13 protein-coding genes and 1 tRNA gene are annotated in these 12,123 nt (G+C 37.6%); 10 read left to right on the top strand and 4 right to left on the bottom strand.

The window, feature by feature from the left end:
* Positions 1 to 37: 37 nt before the first annotated feature.
* The 4 genes from SNE38_RS18625 to SNE38_RS18610 all read left to right on the top strand — a co-directional run bounded on the left by SNE38_RS18625 (position 38) and on the right by SNE38_RS18610 (position 2,150).
* A tRNA-Glu gene (locus SNE38_RS18625) sits at positions 38 to 109 on the top strand.
* A gap of 73 nt (positions 110 to 182) precedes the next feature.
* Positions 183 to 806 (top strand): NUDIX hydrolase, encoded by a 624-nt coding sequence (locus SNE38_RS18620; RefSeq protein WP_191705233.1) that lies wholly within the window; start codon positions 183 to 185, stop codon positions 804 to 806.
* Between the two features lie 172 nt (positions 807 to 978).
* Positions 979 to 1,737, top strand: a complete 759-nt coding sequence (locus SNE38_RS18615) for a MerR family transcriptional regulator (protein ID WP_191705232.1) — start codon at positions 979 to 981, stop codon at positions 1,735 to 1,737.
* A gap of 65 nt (positions 1,738 to 1,802) precedes the next feature.
* Positions 1,803 to 2,150 (top strand): TraR/DksA family transcriptional regulator, encoded by a 348-nt coding sequence (locus SNE38_RS18610; protein WP_336047105.1) that lies wholly within the window; start codon positions 1,803 to 1,805, stop codon positions 2,148 to 2,150.
* A 39-nt stretch (positions 2,151 to 2,189) separates the two neighbouring features.
* Here SNE38_RS18610 and SNE38_RS18605 read toward each other — a convergent pair whose 3' ends face one another.
* Positions 2,190 to 3,107, bottom strand: coding sequence for a 1,4-dihydroxy-2-naphthoate polyprenyltransferase (locus tag SNE38_RS18605; protein WP_191705230.1), 918 nt, complete (start codon positions 3,105 to 3,107; stop codon positions 2,190 to 2,192).
* Positions 3,108 to 3,348: 241 nt separating this feature from the next.
* Here SNE38_RS18605 and SNE38_RS18600 point away from each other — a divergent pair, with 241 nt between their 5' ends.
* The 5 genes from SNE38_RS18600 to SNE38_RS18580 all read left to right on the top strand — a co-directional run bounded on the left by SNE38_RS18600 (position 3,349) and on the right by SNE38_RS18580 (position 9,618).
* The gene (locus SNE38_RS18600) at positions 3,349 to 4,731 is read left to right on the top strand and encodes an isochorismate synthase (RefSeq protein WP_191705229.1); all 1,383 of its coding nucleotides are present in this window, start codon (positions 3,349 to 3,351) and stop codon (positions 4,729 to 4,731) included.
* A complete protein-coding gene (menD, locus tag SNE38_RS18595; RefSeq protein ID WP_191705228.1) occupies positions 4,724 to 6,457 on the top strand; it encodes a 2-succinyl-5-enolpyruvyl-6-hydroxy-3-cyclohexene-1-carboxylic-acid synthase in 1,734 nt (577 codons plus the stop codon). The genes SNE38_RS18600 and menD overlap by 8 nt, the downstream gene beginning before the upstream one ends.
* Positions 6,439 to 7,254 (top strand): 2-succinyl-6-hydroxy-2,4-cyclohexadiene-1-carboxylate synthase, encoded by an 816-nt coding sequence (gene menH, locus SNE38_RS18590; RefSeq protein WP_191705227.1) that lies wholly within the window; start codon positions 6,439 to 6,441, stop codon positions 7,252 to 7,254. The genes menD and menH overlap by 19 nt, the downstream gene beginning before the upstream one ends.
* Before the next feature lie 22 nt (positions 7,255 to 7,276).
* Positions 7,277 to 8,101 carry a 1,4-dihydroxy-2-naphthoyl-CoA synthase gene (menB, locus tag SNE38_RS18585; protein ID WP_191705226.1) on the top strand — a complete coding sequence of 275 codons (825 nt, stop codon included), beginning with the start codon at positions 7,277 to 7,279 and terminating at the stop codon, positions 8,099 to 8,101.
* A 77-nt stretch (positions 8,102 to 8,178) separates the two neighbouring features.
* Positions 8,179 to 9,618: an o-succinylbenzoate--CoA ligase gene (locus SNE38_RS18580; protein ID WP_336047104.1), complete on the top strand. Its 1,440-nt coding sequence runs from the start codon at positions 8,179 to 8,181 to the stop codon at positions 9,616 to 9,618.
* Positions 9,619 to 9,876: 258 nt separating this feature from the next.
* On the opposite strand, the gene SNE38_RS18575 is transcribed toward SNE38_RS18580, so the two are convergent.
* The 3 genes from SNE38_RS18575 to SNE38_RS18565 form a co-directional block, all read right to left on the bottom strand.
* The gene (locus tag SNE38_RS18575) at positions 9,877 to 10,899 is read right to left on the bottom strand and encodes a metal ABC transporter solute-binding protein, Zn/Mn family (protein ID WP_191705224.1); all 1,023 of its coding nucleotides are present in this window, start codon (positions 10,897 to 10,899) and stop codon (positions 9,877 to 9,879) included.
* A gap of 104 nt (positions 10,900 to 11,003) precedes the next feature.
* On the bottom strand, positions 11,004 to 11,237 hold the full coding sequence (gene yidD / locus SNE38_RS18570) for a membrane protein insertion efficiency factor YidD (RefSeq protein ID WP_191700655.1): 234 nt from the start codon (positions 11,235 to 11,237) through the stop codon (positions 11,004 to 11,006).
* Positions 11,238 to 11,239: 2 nt separating this feature from the next.
* Positions 11,240 to 11,392, bottom strand: a complete 153-nt coding sequence (locus SNE38_RS18565) for a hypothetical protein (protein ID WP_336047103.1) — start codon at positions 11,390 to 11,392, stop codon at positions 11,240 to 11,242.
* Between the two features lie 237 nt (positions 11,393 to 11,629).
* On the opposite strand from SNE38_RS18565, the gene SNE38_RS18560 reads away from it, so the two are divergent.
* On the top strand, positions 11,630 to 12,073 hold the full coding sequence (locus tag SNE38_RS18560) for a Dps family protein (protein WP_191705222.1): 444 nt from the start codon (positions 11,630 to 11,632) through the stop codon (positions 12,071 to 12,073).
* Positions 12,074 to 12,123: the final 50 nt, after the last annotated feature.

The following is a 12,123-nucleotide window of genomic DNA, read 5'->3' as shown; positions in this document are numbered from 1 at the left end:
GCGGCGCGAGGGTTCAAATCCCTCTGTCTCCGCCATCGGCCCGTTGGTCAAGTGGTTAAGACACCGCCCTTTCACGGCGGTAACACGGGTTCGAATCCCGTACGGGTCATACATAAGAAGAAGAGAAAACGCTAAGTACTTTTACATGTACTTAGCGTTTTTGTATATAAGGGGGTGACGTTTTGACAGAGCGTCTAAAAATATTTGATAAAGATTACAATGAAATAGGTGTTGAGCACCGTGAAATAATTCATGAAAGAGGATATTGGCACGAAGTATTCCATTGTTGGGTTATTGAAAAAATTAACGCAGAATGGCATATTTACTTTCAACTGAGAAGTAAATATAAAAAAGATTACCCATGCCAATACGATATTACTGCTGCTGGCCATTTACTTTCTACAGAAACTGTTGAAGATGGAGTGCGAGAGCTTGAAGAGGAAATAGGTATTACTGCTATGTTTTCACAATTAAAATCATTGGGAGTAATTCCATATAGTATCGAAAATGAATTAATAAAAGATAATGAATTTGCCAATATTTTTGTTTTTGAGTTGGTAGGAGGGTTTGAGCAGTTTTCGATTCAACGTGAAGAAGTTGATGGAATGTATCGTGCTAAATGGGAACATTTTATGCAATTGGCTCAAGAAGCAGTGAAGGAAATTGAAGTGACAGGGTTTCGCTATGAAAATGATATTAAATGTTTTGAAGTGAAAAATATTAGTTTAAAACAAATGTCTACATTACCGAAAATTTACTTGAGTGAATTAATTTCGAGATTAAAAAATTTTATGGAAGCATCCTAAAAGATTAGGAATGCTTCCATTTTTTATAGTGTAATATCGATTGATATATTTTGATTTTCAAAAGTCATCCTTTCACCAATTATAATTGAAAAGAAAAATTTAATTTTAAAATATATTCCCATTGACCTTTACGTTACGTCATCCTTTATAGTACTAAATAAGAGGTGATGGCATGCTAGTAAATGAGTTGGCAAAGTTGTCAGGTGTAAGTGCACGAACATTACGGTACTATGATGAAATTGATTTGTTAAAGCCTTCAGCGGTCGAGCAAAATGGCTATAGAAAATATAGTCAATCTGATATTGATCGACTACAGCAAATTCTGTTTTATCGGGAGCTAGATTTTAAGCTAGAGGAGATTAAAAATTTTTTAAACGATCCAAATTTTGAAGTGAAAGAAGTGTTAAAAAAACAATACGGGCTTTTACAAAAAAAGAGAAATTATCTCGATAAATTACTTGAAACAATAAATCAAACAATCAATATGTTGGAAGGGGATATTAAAATGACAAATGAAGAAAAGTTTAAAGTTTTCAAAAATAAATTAGTGGAAGAAAATGAACAAAACTACGGGCAGGAAATTCGTGAAAAATATGGTGAGGAACAAGTTGATGCAAGCTACGGCAAACTGAAAAATATGTCAGAAGAACAATACGAAGCTATGCAACAATTAGAGAAGCAGTTGTTTGAACGCTTAAAAGAAGCGATGGAACAGGGAGATACTACTTCAGCAATTGCTATGGAGGCTGCAGAGCTTCATAAACGTTGGTTAAGCTTTTCTTGGGCAAAATATACGAAAGAGGCTCACCAAGGATTAGCACAAATGTATATATACGATGAACGCTTTACTTCCTATTATGATCAACGAGTTGGAGAAGGTGCTACCCAGTTTCTGCATAATGCAATTAGTGCATATACAGCGATAAAATAAGTCGAGATGTTTTAGAAATCCTCATTTAGGTAATATTTTATTAACAGATAAAAGGGGGATTTAATATGAATAACAATCAATTACAACAATTACGTCAGACATTGGAAGAAGAGCTAGCGACATTACAACAGTTTATCAATGATGAACTGCCTGTTGATGAAACAGAGTTATCGGCGGTTGATAATCATCCAGCTGATGCAGCTACGGATTTGACGACGGTTGTAACAGAACTTACGTTAAATGAATTGAAGGAAGAAGAAATTGAGAGAATTAAAACTGCATTGACTGCGATGGATGAGGGTACATATGGAAAATGTGCTGTATGTGGTGAAAACATTCCATTTGGACGTTTAGAAGCGATTCCTACAGCTTTAACATGTATTGATCATGCAGAAATAGAAAATATGGAATAATAAAAGAGGCATGTTGGTGACAACATGCCTCTCTTAATTTTAAAGAAAATATGAAAGTAGTAAACCAATCGCCAAAAGGAAACCGAAAATCGTGTTCGTTTGTGCAGTAAACTTCATAGCAGGCATTACTTCTAAAGGCTTTTCTTTAGCACGGAATAGTTTAATGGAATCGATTGGCTTTTTCGCACTTAATAATACAAGTAAAGCCCATGGTGTTAAATGACCAAGAAAAACAAGAACAACTATCCAAATATAAGATACAACAAAAAACGCAGCAAGTATTGTTACAGCGTTGTAACGACCGACTAATATAGCCATCGTTTTGCGACCGCCTTCTGTATCTCCTACGATGTCACGGATGTTATTGGAAAGCATAATCGCTCCCACTAGAATCATACTAGGAACTGAAATTAACACTGCATCCAACGTTACTTCCCCTGTTTGAATATAGAAAGCAATTAAAATAATGCCCATTCCCATAACTGCTCCAGAAACTAACTCCCCAAAAGGTGAATAGGCAATCGGATATGGACCACCTGTATACAAATAGCCAATAAGCATGCAAACAAGACCAACAGCTACTAACCACCAAGAAGTCATCGCGCATATGTATACCCCTAAAAGCATCGCTATTCCATAAAAGCCTAGCGCAATCATCATAATCGTCTTTGGTGCTACACCATGACGGACAATTGTGCCTCCAATGCCGACTGAATTTTCATTATCCAGTCCAAGCTTATAATCATAATATTCATTGAACATATTTGTAGCTGCCTGAATGAGCATACTAGCTATAAGCATTGCAAAAAACAATCCAAAATGAATTGTTTCATGGTCTATTGCAAGTGCTATTGAAGTACCTAGTAATACTGGTACAAATGAAGCCGTTAATGTATGGGGACGTGTTAAATGCCACCAAACTTTAAACCCTTTGTCCGCTTCAACGACTTTTGTCATAAAAAAAACGCTCCTTACCAAATACAATTATCTAAACTATTGTAAAGCAATTACAACAAAAAGAACAGAGTGAAGCATGAATACATGTAACGATTGCTTGAAAAATGGTATGATAGGAGAGGTATTATTTAGAGAACGAACGCAAATAAATTGAGCAAATTATAAAAATTTTTGCACGTATTAAAAAGTGTGGTAATTGCATCATATTTAGTGAATTTGCAACATGACGGAGGGAATTTTCATGCAACACAAGTGGTACAACGCCACTGAAATTGAAGTAGGCTTAAATTCAAAACAAATTTTTTATATAGAAACAATCGAAGTAAGTCGTTTATCCGCGTTAGCATTTTTTGCAGCGGGAGAAAAGAAATATAAAGGAAAAAGAAATTACTGGCAAAATCGTGAAAAAACCTTCACATTAGTCGGTTTAGGTCATGCATATACAATAGAAAATAATGCATCCGACGCTCGTTTTGATTTGGTTGAACAACATTGGAAAAAGCTAACTAGTCAAATTGTTCAGGAAGATCGGCACTTACAGCCTATTCTTTTTGGTGGTTTTACATTTGACCCACAAAATGAAGTATCAGCAGAATGGACAAACTTCCCACAAAGCTATTTTACTGTAGCAACCCATCAGTTAGTCATTCGAAATGATAAAGCATATGTAACAATTAACTACATTACAGATGAGACAAATAGCGCCAATACATTTGAGGCATTGCGTAAAGAGCGTGATGAGCTTATTCATGCAGCACAAGTAAAAGAAGTTAAAACATATGCAAAGCCGACGATGACGAGCTATATGGAGCCGTTCAAGGAAGAGTATTTAAATTCCATTCACAAAGTGACAAGTTTAATAAAAGATAACGAAGCGCAAAAGGTAGTTATTGCGCGTTCTTTAGCATTGCAATTTAAGGAAGCGATTACATCACCTCAAATTTTATCGCATGTTGTACATGAGCAACCAGAAAGCTATCTATTTGGCTTAGAGCATGGGGATCTATTATTTTATGGTGCATCACCAGAACGCTTAGTAAAAGTCGAAAATGGACGAGCCTATTCTTCGTGTGTCGCTGGCTCGATAAAGCGCGGTTCAACTGCTGAAGCCGATGAAGCACTGGGACAAAACTTATTAAATGATATGAAAAATCTTGGTGAACATCATTATGTCGTAGAAATGATTACTGAGACATTTGAAAAGAATTGTTCCGAGGTAAAAGTACCACATGGACCGAAGCTTCTGAAAATCAGAGATATTCAGCATTTATATACGCCTGTTGAAGGTATTCTAAATGAACAAGCAACGATTTTACAGCTGGTGAAACATTTACATCCAACTCCAGCATTAGGCGGTGTGCCACGTGAACAAGCGATGAAGATAATTCGTGCGTATGAGCCAATGAATCGAGGACTTTATGCAGCGCCTATTGGTTGGCTTGATGCAGATGGAAACGGGGAGTTCGCGGTTGCGATTCGTTCGGCTGCTTTAGTACAGGATAAAGCATACTTATATGCAGGTGGTGGGATTGTAGCGGATTCAGAAGCACAATCCGAATATGAAGAGACGCTCGTGAAATTCCGTCCGATGCTGCGAGCACTTGGAGGTCAATTACATGAATGAGCGTGAAATACTATCGAATTATGTTTATCAAATTGTATCTGCTTTAGTAGCTTCCGGAGTAGAGCAAGTCGTGATAAGTCCTGGCTCACGCTCCACTCCGCTTGCCTATGCCTTTGCTTCAACAAAGGAGCTGGAGATGCATCGACAGGTAGATGAGCGGGCAGCTGCTTTTTATGCGCTTGGTTTAGCAAAAGCTACGGCGAAACCCGTTGTATTATTATGTACATCAGGTACGGCAGCAGCAAACTACTACCCGGCAATTGTCGAAGCAAAATATGCAAGGGTGCCTTTAATCGTTTTAACAGCTGATCGTCCGCATGAATTAAGAGAAGTGGGCGCACCACAAACGATTAATCAAGTACGACTTTACGGCGAAAACGTAAAGTGGTCAGCTGAATTCCCGATTCCAGACAACGCGCCGCAAACGTTGCCATTTATTGAGCGTCATACTGTACGTGCGTTAAATATTGCAACAACTGCACCATATGGACCGGTACATTTGAATATTCCATTCCGTGAACCGTTAATGATTGATTTTAAAGATGTGCTGCCGAAGTCGAGCTATGTAAAAAGTTATACAAATGAGCTTACACCTTCAAAGCAAGCGATTACGGAGTTAACACATATTTTGGAACGAACAACTAATGGAATGATTATTATAGGGGAATTGCCATTAGGAACGGATACCGAACATTTATGGAACTTTATCCGTGAAGTAAAGTGGCCAGTAATGATTGAAAGCTTATCAAATCTACGCACAGAAGTACCTGAAGATTGCCAAATATATGCAATTGCTACATATGATGCCTTGATGAAAAATGAGCGTTTCAAACAAAATGTTCGTCCACAAACGGTTATTCGATTCGGTGCACAGCCGGTATCGAAATTTTTAATGCAATTTATCGTACAGGTAAATCCGCAAAACTATATTATTATCGACGAGGACCCAATGTATAGAGACTCTACACATATGTCCACGCACTTTATTCATGCGCTTCCAGGGGAGTGGCTAGGTGAAATTGAGCTACAGCATTCTGTAGCTGAAATAGAATATTTTCAGTTTTGGAAAATGGCCGATTTACTCGCATCGGATGTCATAGAAAAATATAGTGATTATGCTGACGATGAAGGGGCAATGGTTCAATCACTGCTGGCAAATATTGAGGAAGAAGCTGACATATTCGTAAGCAGCAGTATGCCGATTCGTGATATAGATACTTTTTTACTTTCAACTAATCGATCAGTTCAAATTTTCGCAAACCGAGGGGCCAATGGAATTGATGGAGTGACATCTACTGCACTTGGCTTTAGTAATGGACGTAAAATGCGTAAAACATATTTACTGATTGGAGATTTAGCATTTTTGCATGATACTAATGCTTTCATTGCAAGCCGTTATCAGCAATGTGATTTAACAGTGATCGTAATGAATAATGACGGAGGTGGAATTTTCTCATATTTACCTCAGTCAAAAGTAGAGGCACACTATGAGGATTTATTCGGGACACCGACCGAGTTAACGTTCGAGCAAGTTGCTAGCATGTACAATATGGAATACGAAAAAGTAAAAACAAAAGCTGAACTTATAAATACATTGGCAACAAATAAACAAGCCTCTTTAAAACTAATTGAGGTGTTTACCGATCGCGAAGAAAATGTAAAGCAGCATCGTCTATTGTGGACACGTATAAACGAGGTGATTGAACAATGGCTCGATTCGCTGTAAAAGGTTTAGATGTGTATGTGGAACAATGGAATGAGGATGCTAAACAAACAATCGTTCTATTGCATGGTTTTACCGGGAGTACGAAAACATGGCATAGAGTGATTGCGCAGCTACCAACAAACATTCGCTGTATTGCGGTAGATTTAATCGGCCATGGACAGACTGCTGCTCCATTAACTGAAAAGCAATATTCAATGACATTTCAGATCGAACTACTGAACGAATTATTTCGTGTCTTAAATCTTGGGGAATTCGTGTTATTAGGATATTCAATGGGAGGACGTGTAGCTTTAAGCTATGCAGTTCGCTATCCATCCCAAATAACCCATTTAATGCTGGAAAGCGCTTCCCCTGGCTTAGTGGAAGAGCAGCAGCGAACAATACGAAAAATGGCAGACGATGCCCTTGCTGAGAAAATTGTCGTAAATGGGATAGAATCTTTCGTGAATAAGTGGGAAGACATTCCTCTTTTTGCCTCACAAAAGCTTTTGCCTGCTAGTGTGCAGCAGGAGATAAGAAAAGAGCGAGTACAACAGCGTGAAATTGGACTTGCAAATAGTTTACGCGGCATGGGGACAGGAGTAATGCCTGAACTTTGGGGAAAGCCTCTTACTACGTTACCGATGCCTGTTACTCTTATAACCGGTGCTCTAGATGAAAAATTTGTGCAATTAAACAACGAAATGCAAAAACAAATAGTAAAAGCTAATCACATCATAATTCCAGCAGTTGGTCACGCAATTCATGTGGAAAATCCAACAAAGTTTGCTACAATAGTAAAGGAAACGATTTCATAACTCAAATTAGGAGGCAATATATATGACAAAGCAACGTCTATGGACATCTTTACATACTTATGAAGATATTAAGTATGAATTCTATAACGGTATCGCAAAAATTACGATTAACCGTCCGGAAGTTCGTAATGCATTCCGTCCAAAAACTACAGCGGAACTAATTGACGCGTTTACACGTGCGCGCGATAACGAAAAAGTTGGCGTAATTATTTTAACAGGTGAAGGCGAGCATGCATTCTGCTCAGGCGGTGACCAAAAAGTACGCGGCCACGGTGGTTATGTAGGTGATGATAATATTCCTCGCTTAAATGTTTTGGATTTACAAACGTTAATTCGTAAAATTCCTAAACCAGTCGTAGCAATGGTTGCTGGTTATGCAATTGGTGGCGGTCACGTATTACACGTAGTATGTGATTTAACAATTGCTGCTGAAAATGCACGCTTCGGACAAACTGGTCCTAAAGTAGGGTCATTTGATGCGGGTTATGGATCAGGCTACTTGGCACGTATTGTAGGTCATAAAAAGGCTCGTGAAATTTGGTATTTATGCCGTCAATACGATGCGCAAGAAGCACTTGATATGGGCTTAGTAAACACTGTAGTACCATATGAGCAATTGGAAGATGAAACTGTAAAATGGTGTGAAGAGATGCTTGAAATGTCTCCAACAGCATTACGTTTCTTAAAAGCTGCCATGAATGCAGATACAGACGGTTTAGCTGGTATCCAACAACTTGCTGGTGATGCTACACTTCTTTACTACACAACTGATGAAGCAAAAGAAGGCCGCGATGCATTTAAAGAGAAACGTAAACCTGACTTCGGTCAATTCCCTCGTTTCCCTTGATTTGTTCGTATAATAATTCGAAAGGGATGTCCTAATAAACTTTGGACATCCCTTTCTTTATGATAGGAGGAAAGGGCATGCAGCCAAACTGGATTAAGCAACGTGCCTATTTAACACCGAATCGCGTTGCACTAAGCTTTAATGACCAAGAGTGGACCTTTAATGAGCTCTACCTACAATCAGTTCGCTTAGCTTATAAATTAAATACTCTCCAATTAACAAATGGTAAACGGGTTGCAGTTTTAGCTCCGTCTACACCGGCTTTAGTTGAACTGCTATATGCATGTATGCAGGCACATTGTGAAGTCGTTTTACTAAATAGCAGGTTAGCAAAGAAGGAGCTTACGTATCAAATTGAGGATGCAGAAGTAGACACAATCCTAGTGGCTGATGAGGAGCTTGCCAAACTTCCTGATGATGCCCGAATTGTGCCATTTTCTCAGCTATATGAAACACATGAATCCGAATATGACATTGCAACACAATGGGATGAGGATTTTGCTCTAACAATAATGTATACATCCGGAACAACAGGCTTTCCGAAAGGAGTTTGTCAAACTGTTTCAAACCATAGTTCAAGCGCAATTAGTTCTGCATTAAATTTAGGGATTTCGGAGAAGGATACATGGCTTTGTACTGTTCCAATTTTTCATATAAGTGGTTTTTCAATTGTAGTCCGATCATTACTGTACGGGATGAAAATACGTTTATATGAAAAATTTGATGCCAAAAAATGTGCACAGGAAATCATCAAAGGTACAGTGACGAAAATGTCAGTCGTTGCGGTTATGTTGGAAAATATATTGTCTGAAATGGAACGCATTGGTCAAAAAGCCCATCCTGAATTCTCTACTATGTTAGCAGGTGGTGGTCCGGTGCCAATCGGTTATTTAGAACGAGCAGAAAAATTAAATTTGCGTGTTGCGCAAACATACGGTATGACTGAAACCGCATCCCAAACTGCTACATTAGCAAATGAAGATGCAATGACACATATCGGTTCTGCAGGTAAACCATTGTTTTTTAATGACATAAGAATTGATGCTAAAGATGGAGAGCCAATTGGAGAAATACTAATACGCGGACCACATGTCACGCCAAAATATATTGGTCAGTTCAAACATAAACCAACAACAATTGATGGCTGGCTTCATACAGGGGATGTTGGCTATTTGGATGAAGAAGGCTATTTGTATGTAGTTGACCGTCGAAGCGATTTAATTATCTCAGGTGGCGAAAATATATATCCTGCCGAAATTGAAAATGTACTACTCGCGCACCCTAACATAAAGGAAGCCGGAGTTTGCGGGATGGAACATGATAGGTGGGGGCAGGTACCTGTAGCATTTGTCGTTTTAAAAGAAAAAATATCCGAACAGAAAATAATAGAATTTTGCGAGTTGAATTTAGCAAATTATAAAGTCCCTAAACAAGTTCATTTTGTTACCCAATTGCCTCGAAGCGGGTCAAATAAGCTATTAAGAAGAAATTTGCTTCTCTTACTGGATGATTTATGAGGTATTTCATGGGGCTGGGATAGAATTAGAATTTTTATTGGATAAGGAAAAGACCATTATTAAAAAACGGATACTTTAAAAATTGATTGGAATGGAGGGCGACTCCTGCGGGAACAGCACGACGCCTGAGACTACAGGCTCAGGCCGTGCCCGCGGAAAGCGTCCCGGAATGGAAATCAATTTTTTATGCCAGAAAAAAACGCCATTTTTCTCAAGGAGAATAATGGCATTTTGGGGTTACGTCCCGCCCCATTTATATTATTTTGATAATGCTTGTTTTAATACTTCAATATTCTTTCGCATTAATGAGAAGTAATCTTCGTTATTTTGAACATCTTCTTTTGTAAGCACGCTCAAATTATGCAAAGTTAATGTTTTTGCATTTACTTCTTTTTGAATAACTTCAGTTAAATTCGATGAAACATTTTGCTCAAAGAAAATGTATTCAATGCCTTCTTTATTAGCTAAGTCCACAATTGAAGTCAATTCTTTTTGTGAAGGTTCACTTTGCGAATTGAGGCCTGCTACCGGTACTTGATTAAATCCGTAATGTCCGGCAATATAGCCAAACGCTGCATGTGAGACGAAGAACGTTTTTTTAGTAGTAGCACTAGCCATTTCTTCAAATTCAGAATGCAGTGTATCTAAATCCGCTACTAATTGCTCGTAGTTTTCATTGAAAGTTGCTTCATGTTCAGGTAAAGCCTTAGTTAACTCTTCTTTAATCGTTAAGGCTAATTGTTGCGAAATAATAGGGGATAGCCAAACATGTGCATCATGATCGTTATGAGCAGGATCTTTATCACTTTCATCTTCTTCATCATGGTCATGATTATGACCGTGATCATCGTGTTCTGTAGTAGCTTCCGCATGTGTATGACCAGTCGAAATATGCAATTGCTCTTCTGTTACACCATCCGCAGTTGCAACTAATTTCACATCTTCATTTTCCAATGTCTTTTTAGCTTTTTCAACAAAGCCTTCCAGCCCAAGACCGATAAAGAAAAATAAATCAGAATCAGCTAATGCCATCATATCCTTTTGCGTTGGTTCAAATGAGTGCTCGTTTGCACCTGCAGGATAAATAGAAGCCACATCTACAAATTCGCCTCCAATACGCTCTGTGAAGTATTGCAATGGATAAACTGTCGTATAGATGGATAGAGTATCATTATTCGATTGAGTATTGTCTGTTTCGGCAGGTGCTTCATTGTCTTTACTGCAAGCAGTTAATAACAGAATAAATGTAAGCATTGAAATAATAGAAAGCCATTTTTTCATTATAGTAAATCTCCTTAAATAGTAACAATTACGATTTGTGTTTTTGAACATTTTCAATCATACAATATTAAAAGAAAAAAAACAATATAAAAAGCCTCCGAAAGTTATTTTCTTTTCGAAGGCCATTTTTCAGGTACCGGATCAAAACCTCCAGGATGAAGTGGCTGACATTTTAAAATACGAATTATGGTCATGATTAGTCCTTTAAAAGCACCATGTTTTTGAACTGCTTCAATACCATAGCTCGAACAAGTCGGATGGAATCGGCACGATGGGGGCTTCATAGGAGAAATATATTTTTGATAAACCCGTATTAGCCCAATAAATATTCTTTTCATAGCTATTTTTGCTCTCCATTTTTATAGGTATTGGTTGGTTTTGCATCAATCGTTTGCTTTAATGATACGTTGTTTTTTCTAGCAAGTAAAATTATGGAGAATGCAAAAATACCCATAATGGTAATGATGATAATTAATACGATTGGTAAGCTCATTTTTTCACCTCAACTAATTTAACCGGCACAGTAAATTAGCACCCTAACCGGTTCATTCCTTACTATTGTACATGAAAAAGCGCGGCTAAATTTGTATAATCGTCGAATTTATAAGGTTTTAACAAGTGGACGAACGGTTATAATATAAATATAAGTGAAAAATCTTTATCTTTTCACTATAATCCAGGATTAAAATTTCTTTTGAAATTTTAAATATAAATTATGAGGTGAAAGTTTATGGCTAAGAAACAATTAAACACACATTTAAACGATTTAGTAGCAACATGGTCGGTGATGTACACTAAGTTACATAACTACCACTGGTATGTAAATGGACCATCTTTCTTTACATTACACACGAAATTTGAAGAGTTGTATAACGAAGTAACGCTTAATCTAGATGAAATTGCCGAACGTATTTTAACTAAGGGAGGCAAGCCTGTCGCAACATTGAAGGAGCATTTAGACATTTCTTTAATTAAAGAAGCGACTGGTAAAGAAGAGACTCAAGAAATGGTCTCAATATTAATTGAGGATTTCAACACGATTATGAATGCACTGGAAAAAGCAATGGAATCAGCATCTGAAGAAGGCGATGACCGTACAGAAGATATGCTGAACGCACAATATCAAAGCTTAGAGAAGCATACTTGGATGTTAAATGCATATTTAGGTAACTAGTTTTGATGAAACGACTCCAATTTTGGGGTCGTGTTTATGTATAAATCATT

The organism is Solibacillus ferritrahens (assembly GCF_037027585.1).
GTDB lineage: Bacteria > Bacillota > Bacilli > Bacillales_A > Planococcaceae > Solibacillus > Solibacillus ferritrahens.
This window is presented reverse-complemented; position numbering and strand designations above follow the sequence as displayed.